This is a genomic window from Bradyrhizobium sp. CCBAU 45389, from assembly GCF_028128625.1.
Taxonomy (GTDB): Bacteria; Pseudomonadota; Alphaproteobacteria; order Rhizobiales; family Xanthobacteraceae; genus Bradyrhizobium; species Bradyrhizobium liaoningense_B.
This window is the reverse complement of record NZ_LBIY01000098.1, coordinates 152,235-177,897: the sequence shown is the minus strand read 5'-3', so window position 1 is coordinate 177,897 and position 25,663 is coordinate 152,235. Positions and strand designations below refer to the sequence as shown.

Annotated in this window: 24 protein-coding genes; 13 read left to right on the top strand and 11 right to left on the bottom strand. The window is 64.6% G+C overall.

Going from position 1 to position 25,663, the window contains the following annotated elements; all coding sequences use genetic code 11:
• Positions 1–15: 15 nt before the first annotated feature.
• The gene (locus tag XH79_RS36845; protein WP_245003789.1) at positions 16–1,392 is read right to left on the bottom strand and encodes a GHMP family kinase ATP-binding protein; all 1,377 of its coding nucleotides are present in this window, start codon (positions 1,390–1,392) and stop codon (positions 16–18) included.
• Between the two features lie 377 nt (positions 1,393–1,769).
• On the opposite strand from XH79_RS36845, the gene XH79_RS36840 reads away from it, so the two are divergent.
• The 3 genes from XH79_RS36840 to XH79_RS36830 are packed head-to-tail and all read left to right on the top strand — an operon-like array spanning position 1,770 to position 4,405.
• Positions 1,770–2,831: a Gfo/Idh/MocA family protein gene (locus XH79_RS36840; protein ID WP_212342760.1), complete on the top strand. Its 1,062-nt coding sequence runs from the start codon at positions 1,770–1,772 to the stop codon at positions 2,829–2,831.
• Complete coding sequence (locus tag XH79_RS36835; RefSeq protein ID WP_212342762.1) at positions 2,828–3,295, top strand: acyltransferase; 468 nt, start codon at positions 2,828–2,830, stop codon at positions 3,293–3,295. Before XH79_RS36840 ends, XH79_RS36835 begins: the two co-directional genes overlap by 4 nt.
• A gap of 12 nt (positions 3,296–3,307) precedes the next feature.
• On the top strand, positions 3,308–4,405 hold the full coding sequence (locus tag XH79_RS36830; RefSeq protein ID WP_271584857.1) for a DegT/DnrJ/EryC1/StrS family aminotransferase: 1,098 nt from the start codon (positions 3,308–3,310) through the stop codon (positions 4,403–4,405).
• Here XH79_RS36830 and XH79_RS36825 read toward each other — a convergent pair.
• Positions 4,402–5,625: a phenylacetate--CoA ligase family protein gene (locus XH79_RS36825; RefSeq protein WP_271584856.1), complete on the bottom strand. Its 1,224-nt coding sequence runs from the start codon at positions 5,623–5,625 to the stop codon at positions 4,402–4,404. The two genes, XH79_RS36830 and XH79_RS36825, sit on opposite strands and share 4 nt — an antisense overlap.
• Positions 5,626–5,711: 86 nt before the next feature.
• On the opposite strand from XH79_RS36825, the gene XH79_RS36820 reads away from it, so the two are divergent.
• A complete protein-coding gene (locus tag XH79_RS36820; RefSeq protein ID WP_271584855.1) occupies positions 5,712–6,863 on the top strand; it encodes an AGE family epimerase/isomerase in 1,152 nt (383 codons plus the stop codon).
• A 3-nt stretch (positions 6,864–6,866) separates the two neighbouring features.
• Here the strand turns inward: XH79_RS36820 and XH79_RS36815 are convergent, their stop codons facing one another.
• The 4 genes from XH79_RS36815 to XH79_RS36800 form a co-directional block, all read right to left on the bottom strand.
• A complete protein-coding gene (locus tag XH79_RS36815) occupies positions 6,867–7,706 on the bottom strand; it encodes an ABC transporter ATP-binding protein (protein ID WP_212342770.1) in 840 nt (279 codons plus the stop codon).
• Between the two features lie 160 nt (positions 7,707–7,866).
• Positions 7,867–9,150, bottom strand: a complete 1,284-nt coding sequence (locus XH79_RS36810) for an ABC transporter substrate-binding protein (RefSeq protein ID WP_212342775.1) — start codon at positions 9,148–9,150, stop codon at positions 7,867–7,869.
• A 43-nt stretch (positions 9,151–9,193) separates the two neighbouring features.
• Positions 9,194–10,267 (bottom strand): branched-chain amino acid ABC transporter permease, encoded by a 1,074-nt coding sequence (locus XH79_RS36805; protein WP_212342776.1) that lies wholly within the window; start codon positions 10,265–10,267, stop codon positions 9,194–9,196.
• 3 nt (positions 10,268–10,270) lie between these two features.
• The gene (locus XH79_RS36800) at positions 10,271–11,164 is read right to left on the bottom strand and encodes a branched-chain amino acid ABC transporter permease (RefSeq protein ID WP_027576773.1); all 894 of its coding nucleotides are present in this window, start codon (positions 11,162–11,164) and stop codon (positions 10,271–10,273) included.
• Positions 11,165–11,244: 80 nt separating this feature from the next.
• Between XH79_RS36800 and XH79_RS36795 the strand changes: the two genes are divergently transcribed.
• Positions 11,245–11,610, top strand: coding sequence for an endonuclease domain-containing protein (locus tag XH79_RS36795; protein ID WP_271584854.1), 366 nt, complete (start codon positions 11,245–11,247; stop codon positions 11,608–11,610).
• 68 nt (positions 11,611–11,678) lie between these two features.
• Here the strand turns inward: XH79_RS36795 and XH79_RS36790 are convergent, their stop codons facing one another.
• Complete coding sequence (locus XH79_RS36790) at positions 11,679–13,610, bottom strand: long-chain fatty acid--CoA ligase (RefSeq protein ID WP_271584853.1); 1,932 nt, start codon at positions 13,608–13,610, stop codon at positions 11,679–11,681.
• On the bottom strand, positions 13,607–14,428 hold the full coding sequence (locus XH79_RS36785; RefSeq protein WP_212342779.1) for an ABC transporter ATP-binding protein: 822 nt from the start codon (positions 14,426–14,428) through the stop codon (positions 13,607–13,609). The genes XH79_RS36790 and XH79_RS36785 overlap by 4 nt, the downstream gene beginning before the upstream one ends.
• Before the next feature lie 338 nt (positions 14,429–14,766).
• Between XH79_RS36785 and XH79_RS36780 the strand changes: the two genes are divergently transcribed.
• Complete coding sequence (locus tag XH79_RS36780; RefSeq protein ID WP_212342782.1) at positions 14,767–15,441, top strand: Crp/Fnr family transcriptional regulator; 675 nt, start codon at positions 14,767–14,769, stop codon at positions 15,439–15,441.
• 6 nt (positions 15,442–15,447) lie between these two features.
• On the opposite strand, the gene XH79_RS36775 is transcribed toward XH79_RS36780, so the two are convergent.
• On the bottom strand, positions 15,448–16,710 hold the full coding sequence (locus XH79_RS36775) for an MFS transporter (protein WP_212342784.1): 1,263 nt from the start codon (positions 16,708–16,710) through the stop codon (positions 15,448–15,450).
• Positions 16,711–16,851: 141 nt separating this feature from the next.
• Positions 16,852–17,694 carry a uroporphyrinogen-III synthase gene (locus XH79_RS36770; RefSeq protein ID WP_271584852.1) on the bottom strand — a complete coding sequence of 281 codons (843 nt, stop codon included), beginning with the start codon at positions 17,692–17,694 and terminating at the stop codon, positions 16,852–16,854.
• A 141-nt stretch (positions 17,695–17,835) separates the two neighbouring features.
• Between XH79_RS36770 and purU the strand changes: the two genes are divergently transcribed.
• Positions 17,836–18,699 carry a formyltetrahydrofolate deformylase gene (purU, locus tag XH79_RS36765; protein WP_212342788.1) on the top strand — a complete coding sequence of 288 codons (864 nt, stop codon included), beginning with the start codon at positions 17,836–17,838 and terminating at the stop codon, positions 18,697–18,699.
• Between the two features lie 100 nt (positions 18,700–18,799).
• Here the strand turns inward: purU and XH79_RS36760 are convergent, their stop codons facing one another.
• Positions 18,800–19,093, bottom strand: coding sequence for a hypothetical protein (locus XH79_RS36760; protein WP_271584851.1), 294 nt, complete (start codon positions 19,091–19,093; stop codon positions 18,800–18,802).
• Positions 19,094–19,676: 583 nt separating this feature from the next.
• On the opposite strand from XH79_RS36760, the gene XH79_RS36755 reads away from it, so the two are divergent.
• The 6 genes from XH79_RS36755 to XH79_RS36730 all read left to right on the top strand — a co-directional run bounded on the left by XH79_RS36755 (position 19,677) and on the right by XH79_RS36730 (position 25,548).
• Positions 19,677–20,855 carry an ABC transporter substrate-binding protein gene (locus tag XH79_RS36755; protein ID WP_271584850.1) on the top strand — a complete coding sequence of 393 codons (1,179 nt, stop codon included), beginning with the start codon at positions 19,677–19,679 and terminating at the stop codon, positions 20,853–20,855.
• A 135-nt stretch (positions 20,856–20,990) separates the two neighbouring features.
• Complete coding sequence (locus tag XH79_RS36750) at positions 20,991–21,860, top strand: branched-chain amino acid ABC transporter permease (RefSeq protein ID WP_211408634.1); 870 nt, start codon at positions 20,991–20,993, stop codon at positions 21,858–21,860.
• An 8-nt stretch (positions 21,861–21,868) separates the two neighbouring features.
• Positions 21,869–22,897 carry a branched-chain amino acid ABC transporter permease gene (locus tag XH79_RS36745; protein ID WP_271584849.1) on the top strand — a complete coding sequence of 343 codons (1,029 nt, stop codon included), beginning with the start codon at positions 21,869–21,871 and terminating at the stop codon, positions 22,895–22,897.
• On the top strand, positions 22,894–23,649 hold the full coding sequence (locus tag XH79_RS36740) for an ABC transporter ATP-binding protein (protein ID WP_212342794.1): 756 nt from the start codon (positions 22,894–22,896) through the stop codon (positions 23,647–23,649). The genes XH79_RS36745 and XH79_RS36740 overlap by 4 nt, the downstream gene beginning before the upstream one ends.
• Positions 23,642–24,358, top strand: coding sequence for an ABC transporter ATP-binding protein (locus XH79_RS36735; RefSeq protein WP_212342795.1), 717 nt, complete (start codon positions 23,642–23,644; stop codon positions 24,356–24,358). Before XH79_RS36740 ends, XH79_RS36735 begins: the two co-directional genes overlap by 8 nt.
• Before the next feature lie 71 nt (positions 24,359–24,429).
• Positions 24,430–25,548: a cobalamin-independent methionine synthase II family protein gene (locus tag XH79_RS36730; protein WP_271584848.1), complete on the top strand. Its 1,119-nt coding sequence runs from the start codon at positions 24,430–24,432 to the stop codon at positions 25,546–25,548.
• Positions 25,549–25,663: the final 115 nt, after the last annotated feature.

The window sequence follows — 25,663 nt, the reverse complement described above, 5'->3', positions numbered from 1 at the left end:
CTCGTCTCACACGCGTCAGGCGGATCGCGCCGGAAGGCGCGATTTCCATGTCCGCAGTCCATTTTCCTCGAACATGATGCGCGCGCAGCTGTGTCCCTGCTGTTCCAGCGCCGCGATGAGCTGGTAGCGCTCGAACGGACGCACGAAGAACAGGAAGTAGCCGCCGCCGCCTGCGCCCAGCAGCTTGCCGCCGACGGCGCCGTGCGATTTGGCGAAATCGTAGAGGGCGTCGAGTTCGCCGGAGGAGATCTTGGAGCTGAGCTTGCGCTTGGCGTGCCAGGCTTCGTCGATGAGGCGCCCGCATTCCAGCAGCCGGCCGCGCAGGAGATGCTTGCGGATCTCGCGCGTCACCTCCTTCTGCTTGGCGGCGGCGCTCACCGCGTCGGTCGTCTCGTGCTGCGCCTTCTGGTCGCGATGGATCGCGCCGGAGTCGCGGCCCGCGCCGGTGTAGCAGAGCACGAGGCTCTCCTCGAGCTCGGCGATGATGTTGGGGTCGAGCCGCAACGGTACGATGGTGTTCTGGTCGGAGGAGAACTCCATGTGGTTGAAGCCGCCGAACACGGTGGCGTATTGATCCTGCCACCCGCCGGGAATGTTGAGCATCAACCGCTCGGCCTGGAACGCCATTTCCGCGATCTCGTGGCGATCCCATTGGTCGCTGCGAAATTCGTTGAAGCAGCCGATGATGGCGGAGGAGACCACCGCCGAGCCGCCGAGGCCGGAGCCGACCGGAAAGTCGGCGGAGACTTCGAGCTCGAACCCGTAGGTCGGCTTGATCAGGCGCACCACCGATTTGATCAGGGCGAGATCGCCGCCCGTGCCGAGCTCGGCGAGACTGTCGGCCTCGACCGTGCGGCGAAAATCGTGCGAATAGATCCGGATGCGGGGATCGCTCCGGCGCCGCAAGGTTGCATGCGCGTACATCTTGATCGTGGCGCTGATCACCGCGCCGCCGTCATTGGCGACGAAGTAGTGCGTCAGATCGGTGCCGCCGCCGGAGAAGGAGATGCGGACTGGCGAGCGAGCGCGCGCGAAAACCTCGCTCTCCTCCGACAGGTTGAACAGCTCGCGGCTGAACACGTCGACCAGCCGGCCCTCGATATCGAGGATGGGCACGACGTGCACGCGCTGGTCGAGCAGCTTGAGGATCTGTTCCCGCGGTCCTCCGGCCTGCGCCGAGACGAAGTTGCGGTTGATGCAGGCTGCCACCTGGTCGTGGATCGTGAGGCCCGTCAGCATTCGCCGGCGGATGTCGCCATCGGTCACCGCGCCGACGATTCGTCCGGCCACATCCTGCGCGAAGAGGATCCCGAGCATGTTGGCGTTGAGGCGCCGGAAGGCTTCCTCAATGGTCTCGGTTTCGGCGATGGTGAGGTGGCTCGTTTCTGCCAATGCTATGGATCCAAAAAGGGGAAGGAATTTCAGGTCCTTAACCCCGCGGCGAGCCGCCTTTTCGAGTCGTTAGATACGGCAGGGGGGCGGATCATGCAAGTTTCCCGGAATCGAGCGTCTGCGCGTCGCAAATGGGCTTATCAACGCCGGAACCGGCTTCGCCAAGGGGCGTTGCGGACCGCTCGCGGTGTCCTGCCCCGGATGCTTGCACCACGGCATGGCCGGGACGGTTCGACCTGCCCAGCCTGCGGCTCCGCCTTGCCTTGCCGTCTGCTTTGCCTGTATTTGACGAGCCTGGCACTTGCGGAAGGTCGGCCTTTGCCTCGGCCGGCCCCGTCCGCGATCACCGGCGTCTACCGGTATGATGAAGGCTCTGCATGATTAGATTTGGGCTGCTCGGCTGCGGGCGAATTGCCAAACGCCACTCCGACCTCTTGGGCGGCAATCACGTAGAAGGTGCGAGCCTCGTTGCGGTCTGCGATCCCGTCCGCGTGCGGGCCGATGCCATTGCCGGCAAGTTCGGGGTGCCTGCAGATTACGACATGGACGACTTTCTGGCCCGCAAGGACATCGACGCGGTCGCGGTGCTGACGCCGAGCGGTCTGCATCCGGCGCACGTCATTGCCTGCGCCAGGGCCGGCAAGCACGTCGTGGTCGAAAAGCCGATGGCGCTCCGGCTGCAGGATGCCGACGACATGATCCGCGCCTGCGACCAGGCGGGCGTGAAGATGTTTATCGTCAAGCAGAACCGCTTCAATGTTCCTGTCGTCAAGGCGCGCGAGGCGCTCGATGCCGGCCGTTTCGGCAGGTTGATCCTGGGCACCGTGCGCGTGCGCTGGTGCCGCGATCAGGCCTATTACGACCAGGACGCCTGGCGCGGCACCTGGGCCTATGACGGCGGCGTGCTCACCAACCAGGCGAGCCATCACATCGACATGCTGGAGTGGTTCTTCGGCGACGTCGTCAGCGTGCATGCGCGGGGGATGACGGCGCTCGCGAAGATCGAGACCGAGGACACTGCGGTTGCGACCTTGAAGTTTCGTAACGGCGCTCTCGGAATTGTCGAGGCCACCACGGCGGCGCGGCCGACCGATCTGGAGGGATCGCTCTCGATCCTCGGAGAAAAGGGCACGGTGGAAATTTCCGGCTTCGCGGTCAATCAGATCCGGCATTGGCGCTTCGTCGACGAGCTGCCGTCCGACAAGGACGTGGTCGAGAAGTTCTCGGTCAATCCGCCCAACGTCTATGGCTTCGGCCACCAGGCCTATTATCACCATGTGGTCGATTGCCTGGTGAACCAGCGCGCCGCGCTGGTCGACGGGCTCGAGGGCCGCAAGAGCCTGGAACTGATCTCCGCGCTGTATGAATCGATCGAGACCGGCGCTGAGGTGCCGCTGCGGTTCATACCGCGCCTGAGCCGCCTGGGCGCCGCATTGTGAACAAGCCGGACATAAAGAACGCTGCCATTCGCGACGTCACTTTCGGTGTGGAGGTGACGATCGTCGAGCCCTGCAATCTCTATGGCTGCAAGATCGGCGACGGCTGCTTCGTCGGTCCGTTCACCGAGATCCAGAAAGACGTGGTGATCGGCGCGCGGACGCGCGTGCAATCGCATTCGTTTGTCTGCGAACTGGTGACGATCGGCGAGGACTGCTTCATCGGTCACGGCGTGATGTTCATCAACGATACATTCTCCACCGGCGGACCGGCGCGCGGACGCAAGGAGCTTTGGCGAGAGACCGTCATTGGCAATCGCGTGTCGATCGGTTCGAATGCGACAATCCTGCCGGTGAAGATCACCGATGATGTCGTGATCGGCGCAGGTTCCGTGGTGACCAGGGACATCACGGTACCAGGCACCTATGCGGGCAATCCGGCGCGCCGGCTGTCGGGCGGAAGTTGAGGAGCAGAACCGATGGCCGTGCCTTATGCCGATCTCAATCTGCAGTATCAGACGATAAAGAGCGAGATCGATGCGGCGATCGCCGGCGTGATCAGCGGCAGTGCATTCATTCGCGGCAGCTACGTCGATGCTTTCGAGCGTGAGTTTGCCGAGGCCGCCGAGGTCAGGCATTGCGTATCCTGTGCCAACGGAACGGATGCGCTCTACCTCGCCATGAAAGCGCTGAAGGTGAAGCCCGGCGACCAGGTGATCACGACCGCTCATTCCTGGATTTCGACCGCGGCGATGATTACGCACGCCGGCGCCGATGTCGTGTTCTGCGATACCGACGACACCACGTTCACGATTGATCCGGCGGCGATCGAGGCGGCGATCACGCCGCGTACTGTCGGCATCATCCCGGTCCATCTCTATGGCCAGCCCGCCGACATGGATGCGATCATGGCGATCGCAGCCAGACACAAATTGTGGGTGATCGAGGATTGCGCGCAGGCGCATCTGGCCCGTTACAAGGGAAAAATGGTCGGCACCTTCGGCGCGGCCGCGACCTATTCGTTTTACCCGGGCAAGAATCTCGGCGCGATGGGGGATGCCGGCGCGGTCGTCACGAATGACAGCGCGCTGGCCGAGTACATGACCATGGTGGCGCGCCATGGCGGGCTCGTGAAGCATCAACACCAGATCGAGGGTATCAACAGCCGGCTCGACGGCCTGCAGGCGGGAATCCTCTCGGCCAAGCTGCCGCATCTGTCCGCCTGGACCAAGGCGCGGCAGGACGCGGCCAAGGCCTATGATGCCGGCCTCAATCAAATCGAGGATGTGGTGGTGCCCAGCGTCGCTCCCGAGCGCAGCCACGTCTATCACCTCTATACGATCCGCCATCCGCGGCGCGACGCGCTGGCTGCGCATCTCAGTGCCAATGGCGTGCAAACGGCCATCAACTATCCAACCGCGCTGCCGTTCCTGGCCGCATATCAGCGGCTCGGCCATCGCGCCGAAGAGTTTCCGAATGCACACCGCGACCAGGGACAAATCCTGTCGCTGCCGATGTTCGCGGAAATCACGCGCGCGCAGCAGGACGAGGTGATCGACCTCGTCCGGAAATTTTAGCGCTCGTCAGCGATCACCTTGCCGTCGTTCGGCAGCGCGCCGGGGCCGACCAGCTCGATCGCGCCGCCGAGCTTTGTCACCGCCCGCAAGGTGCCCGCGATCTCCTCTCGAAGGGCCTCGCTTGCCGCCGTCGTTTCCGCTTTCAGCGTCATCGCGTCGGTTTCGCCCTGGCGCGTGACGACGAGACGCAGGCGGCCGAGCGCGGGATGGCGCTTGCCGATCTCGGCGACCTGCTCGGGACGGACGAACATGCCCTTGACCTTCGTGGTCTGGTCGGCGCGGCCCATCCAGCCCTTGATCCGCATGTTGGTGCGGCCGCAGGGGCTGGTGCCCGGCAGCGCGGCGGTGAGGTCGCCGAGCGCAAGCCGGATCCAGGGATGGTGCGGGTCAAGCGAGGTGACCACGATCTCGCCGACGTCGCCCGGTGCCACGGGATCGCCGGTGCCGGGCCTGACGATCTCCATGATGAGGTCCTCGTTCACGACCATACCTTCACGGGCCTCGGTCTCGAACGCGATGAGGCCGAGATCGGCGGTACCGAAGGCCTGGTAGGCGTCGATGCCGCGCGCCTTGATCTCGGCCTGGAGCGAGGGCGGGAAGGCCGCGCCCGAGACCAGCGCGCGCTTGATCGAGGAGACGTCGCGGCCTGCGGTCGCGGCGGCATCGAGCAGGATCTTCAAAAAGTCCGGCGTGCCGCTGTAGCCGACGGGACGGTAGGCTTCGATCAGCTCGAATTGCTGCTCGGCATTGCCGGGACCCGCGGGGATCACCGCGCAGCCCAGCGCGCGCGCCGACGAGTCGAAGATGAAACCGCCGGGCGTGAGGTGGTAGCTGAATGTGTTGAGCACGATGTCGCCTTCCCGGAACCCGGCCGCGAACAGCGCCCGTGCGCCGCGCCACGGATCGGCCTGCCGGCCCTCCGGCTCGAAGATCGGCCCCGGGGAGGTGAAGAGCCGCGCGAACGAGCCTGGGGCCGCCGCCACGAAGCCGCCGAAGGGCGCCGAGGCCTTGTGCAGGGCCGGCAGTTCCGACTTGCGCAACACCGGCAGGCGCGCCAGCGCTGCGCGCGTGGTCACGGCGTCCGGATCCAGGCCTTTCAGCCGCTCGGCATAGGCGGGCGCCGTCATTGCGCTGCGCAGCACGCCGGGCAGGCGCGAAAACAGCTCGGCCTCGCGCGCAGCCTGCTCGCGCGTCTCGAGGGCGTCGTAATGGGCGGTCATGGCTGATCTTTCCGGGTTGGCATCCGTTGCACGCCGCCGCTGGCATGGGTATCAGACGGCCATTGTCGGGACGTGGAGAGAGCGAGATGGCGGAGGAACCGATCGTGGCGGCGGAGGAGACGGCCGGCGTCGTCGCGCGCCTGAAACGCCGCATGATCGACGACGCGATGCCGCTGTGGTCGACGGTCGGCTGGGATCATGAAGCGGGCGGTTTCATCGACCGGCTGCACCGCGACGGCACGGCGGATGCCGCCGCGCCGCGGCGCGTGTTCGTGCAGGCCCGCCAGATCTACTGCTACGCCAAGGCGGCGCAGATGGGCTGGTATCCGGAAGGCCGCGCCATCGCGCTGAAGGGGCTGGAGCATCTGCTGGCGAAGGCCAAGGCGCCCGACGGCAGGCCCGGCTATGTGCACCGGCTGACGCCGGAGGGCGCGGTGCTGGACGGCCGGCGCGATGCCTATGACCACGCCTTCATCCTGTTTGCGCTCGCGACGGTCTACGCGCTCGACAGGGATGCGCAAATTCGCGCCGAGATCGACGCGCTGCTCGCCTTTCTCGACGGCCATCTGCGCTCGCCGCATGGCGGCGTGCACGAAGGTCTGCCGGTCTCGCTGCCGCGCCGGCAGAACCCGCACATGCATCTGTTCGAGGCGATGATCGCGTGCTTCGACGCGACCCACGACCTGTCGTTCCAGAACCGCGCCGGCGAGTTCTTCGCGCTGTTCCTCGCCAACCTCTACGACAAGCAGAAGCACGTCTTGTCGGAGTATTTCGAGGATGACTGGTCGAAGATCGAGCCGGTCAGCGTCGAGCCTGGCCATCAGGCGGAATGGGTCTGGCTGCTGAAGGGATTTGAGCGCATCACGGGTTGTCCGACAGGGCAGCGGCGCGCGGAGCTGCTGGCGACCGCGCAGCGCTATCGCGACGAGGCGACGGGCTGCCTGATCGACGAGGGCGATGCGGCCGGCAACATCCGTCGCAGCACGCGCCGGCTGTGGCCGCAGACCGAGATCGCAAAGGCGTGGATCGCGCAGGCCGAATCCGGCGAGGCGGGTGCGGCGGATGAGGCGCGCGCGGCGCTGGTGCGGCTCGAACGGCATTATCTCAGCCATCCCGTCAAGGGCGGCTGGTACGACCAGTTCGATCGCGACGGCAAATCGCTGGTCGACACCATTCCTGCGTCGTCGTTCTATCATGTTCTCTGCGCAGTCACGGAAGCGGAGCAGGTGCTGAGTTGAATCTCACAGCCACCGTTTGCGCCGTTTGAAACTCTTGAGGTTCTTGAAGCTCTTGCGCTGGTCGCCGGCGCCGCCGAGGTAGAACTCCTTGACGTCCTCGTTGTCGCGCAGCTCGTCCGCGGTGCCGTCGAGCACGACCTTGCCCTGCTCCATGATGTAGCCGTGGCTCGCCACCGACAGCGCGGCGCGCGCGTTCTGCTCGACCAGGAGGATGGTGACGCCGAGATCACGGTTGATCTTCTGGATGATGGAGAAGACTTCTTTCACGAGAAGCGGCGATAGGCCCATCGACGGCTCGTCCATCAAAATCATCTTCGGGCGCGCCATCAGCGCGCGGCCGATCGCGAGCATCTGCTGCTCGCCGCCGGAGAGGTAACCGGCAAGGCCGGTGCGCTCCTTCAGGCGTGGGAAATAGTTGAAGACCATGTCGAGGTCGGAATCGACCTCGCGGTCCCTGCGGGTGAAGGCGCCGAGCTTGAGGTTCTCCAGCGAGGTCATGTCGGCGACGATGCGCCGGCCCTCCATCACCTGAAAGATGCCACGGCGGACGATCTTGTCGGGATCGATGCCGTTGATGCGCTCGCCTTCGAACAGGATCTCGCCGCGTGTGACCTCGCCGTCCTCGGTCTTGAGCAGCCCCGAGATCGCCTTCAGCGTGGTCGACTTGCCGGCGCCGTTGGCCCCCAGCAGCGCCACGATCGCGCCCTTGGGTACGTCGAGGCTGAGCCCACGCAGCACCAGGATGACGTCGTCATAGACGACCTCGATGTTGCGCACGCCAAGCAGAGGCGGCGCGGGCACGACGCTGGGAGAAGGGCGAACGGTTTCGGCGGTCTCAGTCATGCTTTGTTACTCCGCTGTCGTCGCCCGGCTTGACCGGGCGACCCAGTATTCCAGAGACGCCTAAGATTCACGGAGAAGCCGCGGCGTACTGGATCCCCCGCTCCAGTGCGCACTGCGCACAAGGCGGGGGATGACAGTGTGCGTGTGGTCAGAGCCGGGCTCACCAGCCCAGCAGTTCCGGCTTGCGCGGCAGCTCGACGGTCTTGACCTTCTCGAGCTTGATCGTGCCCTTGGCCATGAGATCGTTGAGATCGCCGTCGGTCGCGCCTGACACCTTGGTGCGGTAGAGGTCGACCTTCAGCGTGCCGCGGTGGTCCTTGTCGGTCCAGGTCGAGGCATTGCAGACACCCTCCATGCCGGCCGGGACCCAATCCTTCTTCTGATAGAAGCCCTTGGCGACGTTCTCGCCGGTGGCGCCGCCGTTCTTGGCGGCCCAATCGAGCGCCTCCTTCATGTACAGCGCCGAGCAGACCGCCGCGATGTAGTGCACCGGGCGATAGACCTTGCCGGTCGGGTCGGACATCTTGGAGATTTCCATGACGGTCTTCATGCCGGGCGCATCGCCGCCCCAGCTCACCGCGGTGCGCAAGGGGAAGATCACGCCGTTCGCGGAATCTCCGGCCGTCTTGGCGGCGTTCTCGTCCATGCCCCAGACATTGCCGAGGAACTGGATCTCGACGCCGGCGGTCTTGCAGGCCTTCATCACCGAGATGTTGGAGGCTGCGGTGTTGCCGAGATAGGCGTAGTTGGCGCCCGAGGATTTCAGGCTCAGGCACTGCGCGCTGTAGTCGCCCGGCGTGAGCGCGAACACCAGCGGCGGCAGCACCTCGAAGCCGAGCTCCTGCGCCATGGCTTCGCCCGCGGCCTTCGGTGCGTTCGGATAGGGATGGTTGGCGCCCATGTGCACGAATTTCGGCTTGCCGGACTTGCCCTTGGCCTTCCAGTCCTCGGCCGCCCACATCAGCATCGCGCGCAGCGAGTCCGAATAGCTCGGGCCGTAGAAGAAATTGTAGGGCGCGGGCTTGGCCTTGCCGCTGACACCTTCGGGATCGGTCAGCGCCGCGGCATAGGAGCCCGACATGTCGGGGATCTTGTCCTGGGCGAGGAAGCCGGTCAGCGCCTCGGTATCGGCTGTGCCCCAGCCCATGATCGCCGCGACCTTGCTGTCCGGCGCCGACCACTTCTTGTACAGCGCGATCGCGCGCGGCACCTGGTAGCCGTAGTCGTTGGTGTCGACGCTGAGCTGCTTGCCGCCGACGCCGCCGTTCTTGTTGACCCAGGCAAAGGTGTCGGCGACGGCCTGGCCGAAGGGGGTGCCGACGTCGGAGGTGCCGCCGGAATAATCGGCGAGATGCCCGATCGCGATCTGCGCCTGCGCGCTTGCCGAAAAGGCTGCGATCGCGACCACGAGCGATGCGGTGCTCAAAAGTGATTTTGCCTTCATGGGTCGGTTCCTCCTGTTTATTGTTTAAGTGAGATTGCCGCGCTCAGTGCGAGAACGGGTAGAGTTTCCAGTACGCCTTAATCTGCCGCCAGCGATGCGCGAGCCCATCGGGCTCGAACATCAGGAACGCGATGATGATCACCCCGATCGCGATCTCGCGCAGGAAGGTGATGTTGGTGTTGAGCGACAGCGCCTTGTCGATCGCGCCGCCCTTCAAATAGTGGCTGATGAACTCCATCCCCTCGGGCAGCAGCACCACGAAGGCGGTGCCCATCAGCGTACCCATGATCGAGCCGGTGCCGCCGATGATGATCATGGCCAGGAACAGGATCGAGCGCTCGATGCCGAAGCCCTCCTGGGAGACCACGAGCTGATAGTGCGCGTAGAGCGCGCCGGCGATGCCGGCGAAGAAGGCGGCGAGCCCGAACGACAGGGTGCGGTACTTGGTGAGATTGATGCCCATGATCTCCGCGGAGAGATAATGGTCGCGGATCGCCACCAGAGCGCGGCCGTCGCGCGTGCGCATCAGGTTGGTGACGAGGATGTAGCTCAACAGCACATAGGCCAGCACGACGTAGAAATATTGCCTGTCGCCGCGCAGCGTGTAGCCGAAGATCGAGAACGGCTCGGCGCTTGCCGGCACCGATCCGCCGGAGAACCATTCGGCGCGCGAGAAGAAGTCGAGCAGGATGTATTGCGCGGCCAGCGTCGCGATGACGAGATAGAGACCCTTCAACCGCGCCGCCGGGATACCGAAGATCAGGCCGACCAGCGCGGTCACGACACCCGCGAGCGGGATCGCGAAGAACACCGGGATCGGCGCGTTGTTGGAGATGTAGGCCGAAGTGAAGGCGCCGAGCAGGAAGAAGGCGGCGTGCCCGATCGAGATCTGGCCGGTGAAGCCGACCAGGATGTTGAGGCCGAGCGCCGCGATCGAGAAGATGCCGATCTGGATCAGGATGCTGAGCCAGTATCCGCTGAAGAATTGCGGCGCGAGGCAGAGCAGCAGCACGCCCGCGATCGCGAAGTTGCGGCTGGTGGTGGTCGGAAAGATCGTGGTGTCCGCGGCGTATGAGGTGCGGAAATCACCAGCGGGAATGAGGGCAGGGCCGGCCATGGGTCAGATCCGCTCGATGTCGTGGGTGCCGAACAGGCCGTAGGGCTTGATCATCAGCACGATGATGAGGACGTAGAACGGCGCGATCTCGTAGAGATTGCCCCAGTGCAGATACTGGCTGTCGACATATTGGGCGACGTTCTCGAGCAGCCCGATGATGATGCCGCCGAGCACGGCACCGCCGACGGAATCGAGTCCGCCGAGGATCGCCGCCGGGAACACCTTGATGCCGTAGGCGGCAAGGCCCGAGGACACGCCGTTGACGACCGCGACGACGACGCCTGCGACCGCCGATACCGTCGCCGAGATCGCCCAGGCCATCGCGAACACGCTTTTCACGGAAATGCCGAGCGACTGCGCGACCTGCTGGTTGAACGCGGTGGCGCGCATCGCGAGGCCGTATTTCGAGGCGCGGAAGAACCAGGCCATGCCGATCATCATCGCGACCGAGACCACGAGGCTCATGACATAGACGGTCTGGATCTGCAGGCCGAACAGGCTGACCGACTGGCTCTCGAACACGCGCGGGAACGGCTGCGGATTGACGCCGAACATCCACTTCAGTGTGGCCTGGAGTACGGTGGACAGGCCGATCGTCACCATGATCACGGAGATGATCGGCTCGCCGATCATCGGCCGCAGGATCAGCACCTGCACCGCGATGCCGAACACGAACATGAACACCAGCGTGATCGGCATGCCGATCCAGAACGGCACCTGGTATTTGGCGAGCAGTGCCCAGCACACCCAGGCGCCGACCAGCAGCAATTCACCTTGCGCGAAGTTGACGACCTGCGTCGCCTTGTAGATCAGCACGAACGACATCGCGACCACGCCATAGAGCGTGCCGACCACGAGGCCGTTGACCAGGAGCTGGATGAGGAAGGCGGTGTTCATGTATGGTGGACCTTTCGCCTCTCCCCGCTTGCGGGGAGAGGCCGACGCGCAAAGCGCGGCGGGTGAGGGGGAGCTTCCGCATGCGAGGTGCTGATGAGGGTAAGACGGAGCGCGCCAGAAGCCTGCGCAGCGTCTCGACAGATGCGGAAGGAGTATTGTGGTATCGCTTGCGCGCCCGCAGGCTCAACGGTCACAAATTCGTCCGGCAGGAGCCGATCGGCCCGTACACTGTTGACTTCATTTGCCGCGAGGCCCGCCTGATCATTGAGGTGGACGGCGGACAGCATGCCGACAGTTCGCATGACGCCGTGCGCGACAAGTGGCTCACTGATCGCAGCTATAGAATCCTGCGTTTCTGGAATAACGACGTTTCGAGCAATTTGGTCGGCGTTCTCGAAACGATTGTCACCGCCCTCGCGGAGACTCCCCCTCACCCGGATCGCTGACGCGCTCCGGCCTCTCCCCGCAAGCGGGGAGAGGCGAAGGGCAGCAGCGTGCGCGGCGATCGAGTGCCTCACTCCGCAGCCTCCGCCATGTGGCCGAGTCCGCCGAGGTCCACCACGCGCAGCGTCGTTCGCACGCGCTGCGTCGTGCCGTCCTGGAAGCGGATCACGGTGTCGACGGGGATGTCGGCATCGCCGCGATAGATCGCGTCGATGATGCCTTCGTACTTCTCGTTGATGACGCCGCGGCGCACCTTTCGCGTGCGGGTGAGCTCGCCGTCGTCGGCATCCAGCTCCTTGTAAAGCAGCAGGAAGCGCGAGATGCGCTGGGCCGGCGGCAGCGTGGCGTTGACGGTCTCGACCTCCTTCTGCAGCAGCGCATAGACCTCGGGGCGCGAGGCGAGGTCGCTGTAGGTGGTGAAGGAGAGGCGGTTCTTCTCCGCCCATTTCGAGATGATGGAATAGCGGATGCAGATCATCGCCGCGAGTGCGTCGCGGCCGGCCCCGAGCACCACGGCTTCGGCGATATAGGGCGAGAATTTCAGCTTGTTCTCGATGAATTGCGGCGAGAAGCGCTCGCCGCGCGAGGTCTCGGCGAGATCCTTGATGCGGTCGATGACCACGAGCTGCTGGTTGGCATTGAAATAGCCGGCGTCGCCCGACAGCATCCAGCCGTCCTTGATGTCGGCGACGCTTGCCTCGGGATTCTTGTAATAGCCGAGGAACATGTTGGGGTGCCGCACCACGATCTCGCCGACGCCGTGAACGTCGGCATTGTCGATCCGGATCTCGACGCTGTCGGCCATCGGCACGCCGGTCGTGTCAGGATCGACCTTGCCTTCGGGATGCAGCGTGTAGGCCCCGAGCAGCTCGGTCTGGCCGTAGAGCGTGCGCAGCGGCACGCCCATGGCCTGGAAGAACTTGAAGGTATCGGGTCCCAGCGCCGCGCCGCCGGTGGCGGCCGAGCGCAGGCGGGTGAAGCCGAGGCGGTCGCGCAGCGCGCGGAACAGGATCGCGTCGGCGAAGCCGGAGCGCTTGCCCTGTTCGAGCGCGGCAAGGCCCGACTTCATGCCGATATCGAACAGGCGCTGCTTGAAGGGCGTGGCGTCCATCACCTTGGCGCGGACGTCGGCGGCAATGGACTCCCAGACCCGCGGGGCAAAGAGCACGAAGGTCGGCGCGATCTCGCGCAGATCGTTCATCATCGTGTCGGGCTCTTCGACGAAGTTGATCTTCATCCGGCAGAGCAGGCCTTTGCCGAGCACGTAGACCTGCTCCATGATCCACGGCAGCGGCAGCACAGAGACGTATTCGTCGTCGGGCCCCTTCGGATCGAAGGTGAGATAGGTCGCGCAGTGTCCGAGCACGCGTCCGGCGGCGAGCATCGCGAGTTTTGGATGCGAGGTGGTGCCTGACGTCGTGCAGAGGATCGCGACGTCCTCGCCCCTGGTCGCATCGACCAGTCTGTCATAAAGCTCCGGCTCGCGCGCGGCGCGGGCACGGCCAAGCTCGGCAAATTTCTCCGCCGACATCAGGCGCGGATCGTCATATTTCCGCATGCCGCGCGGATCGGAATAGATGATGTGCTTCAGCTTCGGCACGCGCTCGGCGAGCGTGAGCAGCTTGTCGACCTGCTCCTCGTCCTCGGCGAAGACGAGCTGCGCCTCGCCATAATTGAGGAGATAGGAGGCCTCCTCGTCCAGCACATCGCGATAGAGCCCGAGGCTGAGGCCGCCAATGGCATGCGTTGCGACTTCCGCCGCGACCCAGTCCGGCCGGTTGTCGCCGATGATGCCGATGACGTCGCCGCGACCAAGGCCAAGCTCGAGCAGGCCAAGCGCGAAATCGCGGACCCGCGTCTGGTAATCGTTCCAGGTGAAGATGCGCCACAGCCCGAGATCCTTTTCGCGCAGCGCGATCTCGTTGCCGTGCTCCCTGGCGTTGAGCCGCAGCATCTTCGGATAGGTATCGGCCTGCGCGACGCGGCCTGCATAATCCATCATGCCGCGCTCTCCTGCGCCGGCGCGGCATCGTCGGGATCGACCAGCACCTCGTCTTCTTCACCGAGATAGGCGCGCCTGACATGGGGATCGGCCAGCACTGCCGCGGGATCGCCCTCGGCAATCTTCTTGCCGAAATCCAGCACCATGACGCGGTGGGAGATGTCCATCACCACGCCCATGTCGTGCTCGATCATCACCACCGTCATGCCGAACTCCTCGTTGAGGTCGACGATGTAGCGGGCCATGTCCTCCTTCTCCTCGAAATTCATGCCGGCCATGGGCTCGTCGAGGAGGATGAGGCGCGGCTCCAGCGCCATGGCGCGGGCGAGCTCGACACGCTTGCGCAGGCCGTAGGAGAGGGTGCCGGCGGTCGCCTTGCGCACCGACTGCAGATCGAGGAAGTCGATGATCTCTTCCACCTTGCGGCGGTGTTCGAGCTCCTCCTTGCGCGCGCCGGTGAGCCAGTACAGCGAGCCCGTGAGGAAGTTGTTCTTCAGGAGGTGATGGCGGCCGACCATGATGTTGTCGAGCACGCTCATGTGGTGGAACAGCGCCAAATTCTGGAAGGTGCGGCCGATGCCGAGCGAAGCGCGGGCATTCGGCGTCAGGCCGGTGATGTCGCGATCGCCATAAAACAGCTGGCCTTCGGTCGGCTTGTAGCGACCGGAAATACAGTTCACGATCGAGGTCTTGCCGGCGCCGTTGGGGCCGATGATCGAGAACAGCTCGCCCTCCTTGATGGCGAAGCTGACATCGGTCAGCGCACGGACGCCGCCGAATCGCAGGGACACGCCGCGCACTTCGAGACTGGTAGCCACCAAACAAATCCCTCCCGGTGATGGCGCATTCTGCGGCGCTCTTCGTCCGTTCCTGTCGGGCGATCCTAATACGGCCGTGCCGGCCAGACCATGCAGCTATTGGTCTCGACCGGACGGTCGCCACTTTCGTTCCCGTTTGGGATCAAAAGCCGCATCACCCGAGGTGGCTCTCAATAAGGGAAAGCGCTATTTTGAAATGTCTCCGGCCTGACAATTCTGCGACAAAGTTTTTCAGGTTGAGGCGGCCTTCATCTTTCGTCGGATGGCGGGCCGGAATGATGATGCTGCAACGCAGCATAAGGACGGGGTGACGACACGGTGCGGCTGACTTCGGGATCATGATTTCAGAGGATCATCTGAAGCGCGTTGCCGCCTGGTCGCGCGAGCTCACGCAAGCGGAGATCGAGGTCGCCCGCGCCGGAATCACGGAGCGGTCCTACGGCACCGGCGAGACGGTGTTCATGCGCGGCGACAATTTCGATTATTGGGCCGGGATGGTCTTCGGCCTTGCCCGGATGGGCGGGGTGTCGCGCGACGGCAAGGAGACCAGCCTCGCCGGACTGACGGCGGGGGCCTGGTTCGGCGAGGGCAGCGTGCTCAAGAACGAGCCGCGCCGCTATGACGTGGTGGCACTGCGCAACAGCCGCGTCGCGCTGATGGAGCGTAGCGCCTTCATGTGGCTGTTCGAGAACAGCGTCGGCTTCAACCGCTTCCTGGTGCGCCAGCTCAACGAGCGGCTCGGCCAGTTCATCGGGATGCTCGAGGTCAACCGCACCCTCGATGCCACCTCGCGGCTTGCCCGCAGCATTGCCTCGCTGTTCAACCCGATCCTCTATCCGGAATCGACCGCGCATCTGGAGATCACGCAGGAGGAGATCGGCGCGCTCTCCGGCATGTCGCGCCAGAACGCCAACCGCGCGCTGAACCGGCTGGAGAAGGAGGGGCTGCTGCGGCTCGAATATGGCGGGGTCACCATCCTTAATGTCGAACGGCTGCGCGGGTACGGGGACTAGAAGCAGTCACCGCGCGTTGGCGGGGGCGTGCAGCGGCCAGAGGTCGGCGCGCCAGCGGATCGCGATCGCCAGCATCGCGATGAAGCCGGCGGCGGCGTAGAGCGACCCTGTCGCGGAATAGCCGATGGTGTCGATCAGGCTGCCGGCCGCGAGCAATCCGAGCGGCAGGCCGTAGATCACCATCATGCGCACGCCCATCACGCGGCCGCGCAGATGCGCGCTCGCCGTGCGCATCAGGATCACGGCCGCCGAGATCATCGACATGCTCTGGGCGATGCCGGCGAGAACGAGGCAGGCCATGGCGACAGGCATCGTCCTGATCTCGACGAACACCAGCAGCATGACGTACCAGGCCAGCGTCGCGCCGATCAGAAGCCGGGCAATGCGCAGGCCGCCGACCAGGCTGAGCGTGATCGAGCCGATCAGCGAACCGACGGCAAAACTCGCCGAGAGATAACCAAGGCCGGTCTGGTCGGTGTGAAAGATTTCGCGCGCGATGTAGGGCAGCAATCCCCCAGTGAAGGGAAATGCGGTGAGATTGGCGAGGAAGGCGACGCACAGCGCGGCGCCCATTCCAGGGCCATTCCAGGCGTAGACAATCCCTTCCTTTAGCTCGCCCAGCAGTTTTGAAACGGCGCGGCTGTTCGCCGGCAGATCGGTCGTGGCAACGGTCCTTTTCGGTCGGGTCAGGCAAGACATGAGAATTGCCGCCGCGAGGTAGAGGCTGGCGACCACTGCATAGACGAGACCAATGCCAAGCACGGCAAACAGCCCGGCGCCCGTCAGCGCTCCGGCAATGCGGGCGCTATCCTGGGTCGTGCGTGACAGGCTGATTGCGCCGACCAGCCGCTCGGCCGGCATGATGTCGGCGAGCAATGCGCTGCGAAGGCCGAGATCGGAGGAGCGGATCAGGCCCATGACCGTCACGATGATCATGACGTTGAACGGCGCCAGGTGCCCGGTCAGCGCCAGCGTCATGATGGTCGAGGCCAGCGCCGTATAGGTGAGGCGCAGCACGACGAGGAGATCGCGGTGACCGATGCGGTCGCCGACCATCCCGAGCGCCGGTGCAATCAGCGTTCCCAGATATTGCAGCGAGGCGAGAATGGTCAGCAGCAGCACCGATCCGGTCTCGACCAGGATGTACCAGCCGAGCACCAGCGTTTCGATCTCGAACGCCCAGGAGGTGAGCAGGTCGGATGGCCACTGGAAGCGATAGTTGCGAATGCGGAACGGTGCGAGCGCTGAAGGTCGCGCGCCTCTGCTCAAGAGGCGATGACGCGTGTCACGGCGATTCCCTGCCTTTGTTGTTTCTTCTTGCTGGGTTGTTTCTTCTTGCTGTTCGGCAACCTAGCGCTGACGCTACGCCTGTCAATCGCAGCCGGCGCAGGCCGCACCCGCGCTCGGCTCTTACCTCGCTGCGCTTGCCGCCTTCCGCTCGGCCAGTGCGCTCGCCATCGCCGAGATCAGCGGCCGCATGAAATAGGCCTCATCCGCCGGCGAGACGTCGGTGCGCAAGCCGTTCGCGGCGAGCTCGCCGGAGACGGCCGGGCCGACCGATGCGATCAGTGTGCGCTCGAGACCTGCGCGCAGCTTCGCCTCGCTGCCATGCGCCTTGGCGGCTTCGATCAGGCGGCGGACCTGGCCGAGATTGGTCAGCGCGATGGAATCGATTCGTCCCTCCGCCATCTCGTCGATGGCGTCGACGATGTTGGCATCCGCGGCCTTGGAATCGTAGACATAGGGCAGCACGGTATCGACTTCGGCGCCTTGAGCGGCAAGCGCGCCGGTCAGCGCGCTGTGGTCCTTGTCGGGATAGAGCTGCAGGCCGAGGCGCCGCCCCTTCAGGTCGAGCTTGCCCAGCATCTCGATCACGCCCTCGGTGGTCGGCTTCTCCGTGGTCTGTTGCGCCTCGAGCGAGATTTCACGCAGCGCCTTGCCGGGCTTCGGCCCGCGGGTGAATTTTCGCGATTTGGCGAGCGAGGTGACAAGGGCCTGGTCGAGCCCGCGGGCGCGCGCGAGCTTCATGATCCGCCGCAGGCCTTCGCCGGTCATCATCACGAGGTCGTCGAAGGGCCTGTCGATGGCGCGGCGGATCCAGGCCTCGACCGGGGCGGGGTCCGGCGCATCCTGGATGGTGAACATCGGGCATTGCACGACATCGGCGCCTTGCTCGGCCAGGAGCTTCGAGAATTGCGCCTCCTCGCGTGTTTCCAGGATCAGGATGCGGGTGCCGTTCAAGCGGTCGGCCATGGGCGTGCTCCGGTATAAATCGCAATGGTACGTTCATCCTGACTCCGCGTCCGGGATTGGCGCAAGGCCAGGGTCGGTGCTAGAGCAGGGCGCAAATCGCGGGGTGTTCCGCGGCCGCTGCACAAACCTTCATCAAGAGCCATGCCCGACCATCAATATGTCCTGACCCTGTCCTGTCCGGATCGTCCCGGCATCGTCTCGGCGGTGTCGACCTTCCTGGCCCATAACGGACAGAACATTCTCGACGCCCAGCAGTTCGACGATGTCGAGACCAAGAACTTCTTCATGCGCGTGGTGTTCACCGCGGCCGATCTCGCCGTGGAGCTCGCGGCGCTCCAGACCGGCTTTGCCGCGATCGCCGAGCGGTTCGGCATGGAGTGGCAGATGCGCGACCGCGCCGCGCATCGTAAGGTGATGCTGCTGGTGTCGAAATCCGACCATTGCCTGGTCGACATCCTCTACCGCTGGCGCACCGGCGAATTGCCGATGACGCTTGCGGCGATCGTCTCCAATCATCCGCGCGAGGCCTATGCCGGGCTCGATTTCGGCGGCATCCCGTTCCACCATTTGCCGGTCACCAAGGAGACCAAGCGCGAGCAGGAGGCGCAGATCATGGATCTCGTCGACGAGACGAAGACCGATCTGGTGGTGCTCGCCCGCTACATGCAGATCCTGTCCGACGATCTCTCGGCAAAGCTTTCGGGGCGCTGCATCAACATCCACCACTCGTTCCTGCCCGGCTTCAAGGGCGCAAAACCCTATCACCAGGCGCATGAGCGCGGGGTGAAGCTGATCGGCGCCACCGCGCATTACGTCACGCGCGACCTCGACGAAGGCCCGATCATCGACCAGGACGTCGAGCGCATCAGCCATCGCGACACGCCGGAAGATCTCGTCCGCAAGGGCCGCGACATCGAACGCCGCGTGCTGGCGCGCGCGATCCGCTACCATCTCGACGACCGCGTCATTCTCAACGGCCGCAAGACCGTGGTGTTCGTGGATTAGGGCGCCGTCATTCCAGGGCGCCTCGAAGAGGCGAACTATGGTGCGCAATTGCGGACCTGAGGTCTGGCCCTTCGGACCATCCCGGAATGACAATTGTCTCTCAGCGCACCGCGCCGGCCGACGTCGTCCCGGTCGCGCCCTTCTGCGCCTGCTCTTCCTTCTCGCGATCGGCCGCGGGCATCAGCCGCTTGCGCTCACGCTCCTTCATGTAGGCGTCGTATTGCGGCGTGCCCGGTCGCGGCGGAGCATCGGCCGGCAGGCCGCCGGCCCATTGCGGAACGTAGTCGCCCATGCCGGCCGAGAGTTTCTCGTTGACCGTGCCGCAGCCTGCAAGGCTGGAAGCGAGCAGGGTGACTGCAGCAGCAATCGAAAGCGAACGGGAACGCATGGACATCTTCTGGGTCGTACCCGATCGGGCGCGGGATGAGGAGACGCCGGATGGCGTCAGCGGCAGACCATAACCCTCAACATGTAAAATTGGCCTATTCGAGGGTCGGCGATGCTGTATACATTTAAGGTAATATAGTAAGCAAATTTAGCCCTTGTAGGGGTAATTGTAGCTGGTACGGTATACATCGCGTATTTCCCGTTCGGTGAGCGTCACCGAATGGTGTCACCGCGAAGCAAGTGAGATGTCCGGATTCTGCAAATGAGAGGCGGAATCCTCCATCCACGACGTCGTGCGACCCTTCCTAAAATGGCGCATCAACAAGCCATCGCCCAACCGGCCAACGCCACGAGGGGCTTTTTCGTTGACAGGACCATTATATTTGTACAATCGTACAAATCTCTCCCCGCTGTCGTTGAGGCAGATCGCGCGGCTTGCGCCGAATGGTCGCCCAACGTCCGATTGACAACGGGGTTGCAGAGGACGCCATGTGGCCGCACGGCATGGCTCGTCGATGAGTGAAGCGCGGCAAGGACCGGGCACTCGGTCCGGCTCACAAGAGGTCAGGAATGAAGGGGAGGGACATCTGATGTTCGAACGCAAGATTTTTTCACGTACCGCAGCGGTCGCTGCCATCGCGGGCCTCGCAGTCGTCGCGCCCGCCAAGGCCGAGGACAGCGTCAAGATCGGCCTGATCCTGCCGATGACCGGCGGCCAGGCCTCGACCGGCAAGCAGATCGAGAACGCGATCAAGCTCTACATGCAGCAGAAGGGCGACACCGTCGCCGGCAAGAAAGTCGAGATCATCCTCAAGGATGACGCTGCTATCCCCGACAAGACCAAGACCGCCGCGCAGGAGCTGATCGTCAACGACAAGGTCAACTTCATCGCCGGCTTCGGCGTGACGCCGGCGGCGCTTGCCGCCGCGCCGCTCGCAACGCAGGCCAAGATTCCGGAAGTCGTGATGGCGGCCGGCACCTCCATCATCACCGAGCGCTCGCCTTATATCGTGCGCACCAGCTTCACCCTGGCGCAGTCCTCGACCATCATCGCCGACTGGGCGGTGAAGAACGGCATCAAGAAGGTGGCGACCCTGACCTCGGACTACGCGCCGGGCAATGACGCGCTGAACTTCTTCAAGCAGAACTTCACCGCGGGCGGCGGCGAGGTGGTCGAAGAGGTGAAGACCCCGCTCGCCAACCCCGACTTCGCGCCGTTCCTGCAGCGCATGAAGGATGCCAAGCCCGACGCGATCTTCGTGTTCGTGCCGGCCGGTCAGGGCGGCAACTTCATGAAGCAATATGCCGAGCGCGGCCTCGACAAGGCCGGCATCAAGGTGATCGGGCCCGGCGACGTCACCGACGACGACCTGCTCAACAACATGGGCGACGCGGTCCTCGGCACCGTTACCGCGCATCTCTACTCGGCGGCGCATCCGTCCGCGATGAACAAGGACTTCGTCGCGGCCTACAAGAAGGCCTTCGGCAACCGGCCCGGCTTCATGGCGGTGAGCGGCTATGACGGCATCCACCTGATCTACGAGGCGCTGAAGAAGACGGGTGGCGACATCAACGGCGACAAGTTGATCGAGGCGATGAAGGGCCAGAAGTGGGAGAGCCCGCGCGGTCCGATCTCGATCGACCCCGAGACCCGCGACATCGTGCAGAACATCTACATCCGCAAGGTCGAGAAGGTCGACGGCGAGCTCTACAATGTCGAGTTCGCGACCTTCGAGGCCGTCAAGGATCTCGGCAAGACCAAGAAGTGACGCGCGAAAGCGCGTCATCCCCGAGCGCGCTTAGCGCGCATCGGGGATCTCGAAATTGTTGAAACGAGATTCCGGGTGCAGCGCCTTCGCGCTGCCCCGGAATGACGAGTGATCACCAGGGTTCACCCGCTACCGATGACCTCTATCCTCACCAACCTGTTCGATGGCGTTGCCTACGGCATGCTGCTGTTCGTGCTCGCCTGCGGGCTCGCGGTCACGCTCGGCCTGATGAACTTCGTCAACCTCGCCCATGGCGCCTTCGCCATGACCGGCGGCTATGTCTGCATGGTGCTGGTCAACCGGATGGGCTGGCCGTTCTTCGCCGCGCTGCCGCTCGCCTTCGTCTCCTCCGCGGCGATCGGCATCGCGCTCGAGCGCACGCTCTATCGGCATCTCTATACGCGCAGCCATCTCGACCAGGTGCTGTTCACCATCGGCCTGACCTTCATGTCGGTCGCGGCCGTCGACTACATCCAGGGCTCCTCGCGCGTCTTCATCAATCTGCCGGCCGCGCTCCAGGGCCAGTTCGACGTGTTCGGCGTCGGCATCGGCCGTTACCGCCTGATGATCATCGTGATCTGCGGCCTGCTCACCATCGGCCTGCAGATGGTGCTGGCCAAGACCCGTTTCGGCAGCCGCCTGCGCGCCGCGGTCGATGATCCGCGCGCCGCGAGCGGCCTCGGCATCAACGTGCCGCAGGTGTTCGCCTTCACATTCGCATTTGGATGCGGGCTCGCCGGCCTCGGCGGCGCGCTCAGTGCCGAAATCCTCGGCCTCGATCCGTATTTCCCGCTGAAGTTCATGATCTACTTCCTGATCGTGGTCACCGTCGGCGGCTCCTCCTCGATCACAGGCCCGTTCCTGGCCTCGCTCCTGCTCGGCATCGGTGACGTCGCCGGCAAATATTACGTCCCGAAGATGGGACCCTTTGTGATCTACACCATGATGATCGTGATCCTGATCTGGCGCCCGAACGGCCTGTTCGGGCGCACGGCCGCGCGTTGAGTTCGCCGATGACCGCTGCTTCCGACGTCGGTTTTCACGCCCAGCGCCAGGCGCGCTGGCACTACGGCGAAGTCGCCTTCTGGCTGATCGTGCTGGCCTGCGGCTTTCTGTTTCCCTCGCGCTATCTGATCATGACCGACATCCTGCGCTTGGCGCTGTTCACGATGTCGCTCGATCTGATCCTCGGCTACGCCGGCATCGTTTCGCTCGGCCACGCCGCCTTCTTCGGCGTCGGCGCCTATGCGGCGGGGCTTCTTGCGCTGCACGGGATCATCAACGAGCCCGTGCTGGCACTCATCGTCGCCGGCCTTGCTGCGATGGTGCTCGGCTTTGCCACCAGCTTCCTGGTGATCCGCGGCGTCGACCTGACGCGCCTGATGGTGACGCTCGGTATCGCGCTGCTGCTGGAAGCGCTCGCCGAACGCTTCTCCAACATCACCGGCGGCACCGACGGCCTGCAGGGCATCGAGATGCAGCCGATCTTCGGCGAGATCCCGTTCGACATGTTCGGCAAGGCCGGCTTCTTCTATTCGCTCGCCGTGCTGTTCGTCTTGTTCCTGTTCGCCCGCCGCGTCGTGCATTCCCCGTTCGGCCTGTCGCTGCGCGCCATCAAGAACAACCCGCTGCGCGCCGCCGCCATCGGCATCCCCGTCAACCGCCGCCTGATCGCGATCTACACGCTGGCAGCGTTTTATGCCGGCATCGCGGGCGCGCTGTTCACCCAGACCACCGCGATCGCCTCGCTCGACGTGTTCGCCTTCGAGCGCTCGGCCGATTTGATGCTGGTGCTCGTGATCGGCGGCACCGGCTATCTCTATGGCGGGCTGATCGGCGCGGTGGTGTTCCGCATGCTCCAGGAATTGTTCTCCACCATCACGCCGCAATACTGGCAGTTCTGGATCGGCCTCGTGCTGGTCGTGATCGTGCTGGTCGGCCGCCAGCGCCTGCATCGCTGGGTGCTGTATGTGCCGAACCTGATCATCAAGCAGGTTGCGGGACGTAAAGCCGTCGTCGCCGTGCCGGAGAGCGACGCATGACCATCGCGCTCGAAACCCAGAACCTCGAAAAGCAGTTCGGCGGCCTGCGCGTCACCCGCGACCTCTCCCTGAAGATCGAGCAGGGCGCCCGCCATGCGCTGATCGGCCCCAACGGCGCCGGCAAGACCACGGTCATCAACCAGCTCACCGGCGTGCTGAAGCCGAACTCAGGCCGCATCCTGCTCGAAGGCCAGGACATCACCGATCTGCCCGTGCACAAGCGCGTGCTGCGTGGCCTGTCGCGCACCTTCCAGATCAACCAGCTCTATCCCGACCTGACTCCGCTCGAGACCATCGGCCTTGCCGTCTCCGAGCGCCTCGGCCATGGCGGCGACTGGTGGCGGCGAATGGGGACGCGCGGCGACGTCAATGGCGAGATTGCCGAGCTGCTGACACGCTTCCACCTGCTCGATGTCATGAACGAAGAGACCGTGACGCTGCCTTACGGCAAGCAGCGGCTGCTCGAGATCGCGGTCGCGATCGCCGCCAAGCCGCGCGTGCTGCTGCTCGACGAGCCCGCAGCCGGTGTGCCCGAGAGCGAACGCCATGACATTCTTGCCGTAGTCGGCGCGCTGCCGCGCGACGTCACGGTGCTGCTGATCGAGCACGACATGGACCTCGTCTTCTCCTTCGCCGACCGCATCTCGGTGCTGGTCTCCGGCGCGCTGCTGACCGAGGGGCCGCCCGAGCAGGTCGCGCGCGATCCGCAAGTGAAGGCGGTCTATCTCGGCGAGGAGGCGGTCAATGTCTGACCTGCTCGCAATCGATGCCTTGCGCGCCGGCTACGGCGAGGCCGTGGTGCTGCCGAAGATGTCGCTTCGACTCGCCGAAGGGCAGGTGCTGGCGCTGCTCGGGCGTAACGGCACCGGCAAGACCACGCTGATCAACTCTATCGTCGGCGTCACCCGCCGCTTCTCCGGCACCGTCGCGCTGGCCGGCGCCGACGTCACCACCTTGCGGCCCGACCAGCGGGCGCGCGCCGGCATCGGCTGGGTGCCGCAGGAACGCAACATTTTCCGCTCGCTCACCGTCGAGGAGAACATGACCGCGGTGGCCCAGCCGGGCCCCTGGACGGTGGAGAAGGTCTACGAGATGTTCCCGCGGCTGAAGGAACGGCGGAGCAATTTCGGAAACCAGCTCTCCGGCGGCGAGCAGCAGATGCTGGCGATCGGCCGCGCGCTGACCCTCAACCCCAAAGTCCTGCTGCTCGACGAGCCGACCGAAGGCCTTGCCCCCATCATCGTCGAGGAATTGCTCAAGGCGATCGGGACCATCACCCGGGCTGGGGGCATCTGCTCCATCATCGTCGAGCAGAATGCCCAAAAGATTCTGGGGCTCGCCGACCGCGTTGTGATATTGGAGCGCGGAACGATCGTCCACGACGCCCCGAGCGCCGCGCTGAAGGCCGACCCGTCGGTTCTGGAGCGCCACCTCGGCGTCGCAGGCGCGGCCGCCCACTAATCTTCTCCTCTCCCCGCCTGCGGGGAGAGGGAGTACAACGAGCGCCGACTGAAAATTCGGGAGAAACAAGAATGCAACGAACCAAAGCCCCCTTCCGCGCCGACGAGGTCGGCAGCCTCCTGCGCCCCGCCAAGATCAAGGAAGCCCGCAGCCGTCTGGAGAAGGGCGAGATCTCGGCCGACGATCTGCGCAAGATCGAGGACATGGAGATCGAGAAGGTCGTGCACAAGCAGGCCTCGCTCGGGATGAAGCTCGCGACCGACGGCGAATTCCGCCGCTCCTGGTGGCATTTCGACTTCCTGGCCAAGCTCACCGGCTGCGAGCTGTTCCACCCCGACACCGGCATCCAGTTCACGGGCGTGCAGACCCGTCACGACGCGGTGCGCGTGATCGGCAAGCTCGACTTCCCCGACGACCACCCGATGCTGGACCACTTTCGCTTCCTGAAGAAGGTCGCCGACCAGGCCCACGTCACCGCCAAGATGACGATCCCGTCGCCGGCCGTGCTGCATTTCCGCGGCGGCCGCAAGTCGATCTCCAAGGACGTCTATCCCGATCTCGACGCCTTCTACGAGGACCTCGGCAAGACCTACCGCAAGGCGGTGAAGGCGTTCTACGACGCCGGCTGCCGCTACCTTCAGTTCGACGACACCGTCTGGGCCTATCTCTGCTCGCAGGACGAATTGCAGAAGGCGCGCGAGCGCGGCGACAATCCGGACGGCCTGCAGCAGATCTATGCCCGCATCATCAACTACGCGTTGGCGGAGAAGCCCGCCGACATGGTGGTGACGACGCATGTCTGCCGCGGCAATTTCCGCTCGACCTGGATTTCCTCGGGCGGCTACGAACCCGTGGCCGAGACCCTGCTCGCCGGCACCAACTACGACGGCTACTTCCTGGAATACGACAGCGATCGCGCCGGCGGCTTCGAGCCGTTGCGCTTCCTGCCCAAGGGCAACAAGGTCGTCGTGGTCGGCGTCATCACCTCGAAGTTCGGCGAGCTCGAGAAGAAGGACGACATCAAGCGCCGTCTGGAAGAAGCCGCCAAGTTCGCGCCGCTGGAGCAGCTCGCGCTGTCACCCCAGTGCGGCTTCGCTTCGACCGAAGAGGGCAACATCCTCTCCGAGGAGGAGCAGTGGGCCAAGCTCGGCCTCGCGGTCGAGATCGCCAAGGAAGTGTGGGGCCAGTAGGCCCCACGCGGTCCGGCGGGTGAGTGACGGGTAGATGGCGCAACACTCTCGGTGTCGTCCCGGCGAAGGCCGGGACCCGTACCCCCAGGGAGAAATTGCGGCGCGAGGCCGGTTA

Bases quoted from the DNA above. Each gene is read 5' to 3' on its own strand.
- XH79_RS36830 (WP_271584857.1), top strand. From the start codon at position 3,308: ATGGCCGTGCCTTATGCCGATCTCAATCTGCAGTATCAGACGATAAAG.
- XH79_RS36770 (WP_271584852.1), bottom strand. From the start codon at position 17,694: ATGGCCGACCGCTTGAACGGCACCCGCATCCTGATCCTGGAAACACGC.
- XH79_RS36820 (WP_271584855.1), top strand. From the start codon at position 5,712: ATGGCGGAGGAACCGATCGTGGCGGCGGAGGAGACGGCCGGCGTCGTC.
- XH79_RS36745 (WP_271584849.1), top strand. From the start codon at position 21,869: ATGACCGCTGCTTCCGACGTCGGTTTTCACGCCCAGCGCCAGGCGCGC.
- XH79_RS36815 (WP_212342770.1), bottom strand. From the start codon at position 7,706: ATGACTGAGACCGCCGAAACCGTTCGCCCTTCTCCCAGCGTCGTGCCC.
- XH79_RS36730 (WP_271584848.1), top strand. From the start codon at position 24,430: ATGCAACGAACCAAAGCCCCCTTCCGCGCCGACGAGGTCGGCAGCCTC.
- XH79_RS36825 (WP_271584856.1), bottom strand. From the start codon at position 5,625: ATGACCGCCCATTACGACGCCCTCGAGACGCGCGAGCAGGCTGCGCGC.
- XH79_RS36735 (WP_212342795.1), top strand. From the start codon at position 23,642: ATGTCTGACCTGCTCGCAATCGATGCCTTGCGCGCCGGCTACGGCGAG.
- XH79_RS36780 (WP_212342782.1), top strand. From the start codon at position 14,767: ATGATTTCAGAGGATCATCTGAAGCGCGTTGCCGCCTGGTCGCGCGAG.
- XH79_RS36810 (WP_212342775.1), bottom strand. From the start codon at position 9,150: ATGAAGGCAAAATCACTTTTGAGCACCGCATCGCTCGTGGTCGCGATC.
- XH79_RS36790 (WP_271584853.1), bottom strand. From the start codon at position 13,610: ATGATGGATTATGCAGGCCGCGTCGCGCAGGCCGATACCTATCCGAAG.
- XH79_RS36750 (WP_211408634.1), top strand. From the start codon at position 20,991: ATGACCTCTATCCTCACCAACCTGTTCGATGGCGTTGCCTACGGCATG.
- XH79_RS36795 (WP_271584854.1), top strand. From the start codon at position 11,245: ATGCGAGGTGCTGATGAGGGTAAGACGGAGCGCGCCAGAAGCCTGCGC.
- XH79_RS36760 (WP_271584851.1), bottom strand. From the start codon at position 19,093: ATGTCCATGCGTTCCCGTTCGCTTTCGATTGCTGCTGCAGTCACCCTG.
- XH79_RS36840 (WP_212342760.1), top strand. From the start codon at position 1,770: ATGATTAGATTTGGGCTGCTCGGCTGCGGGCGAATTGCCAAACGCCAC.
- XH79_RS36805 (WP_212342776.1), bottom strand. From the start codon at position 10,267: ATGGCCGGCCCTGCCCTCATTCCCGCTGGTGATTTCCGCACCTCATAC.
- XH79_RS36755 (WP_271584850.1), top strand. From the start codon at position 19,677: ATGTTCGAACGCAAGATTTTTTCACGTACCGCAGCGGTCGCTGCCATC.
- XH79_RS36740 (WP_212342794.1), top strand. From the start codon at position 22,894: ATGACCATCGCGCTCGAAACCCAGAACCTCGAAAAGCAGTTCGGCGGC.
- XH79_RS36800 (WP_027576773.1), bottom strand. From the start codon at position 11,164: ATGAACACCGCCTTCCTCATCCAGCTCCTGGTCAACGGCCTCGTGGTC.
- purU (WP_212342788.1), top strand. From the start codon at position 17,836: ATGCCCGACCATCAATATGTCCTGACCCTGTCCTGTCCGGATCGTCCC.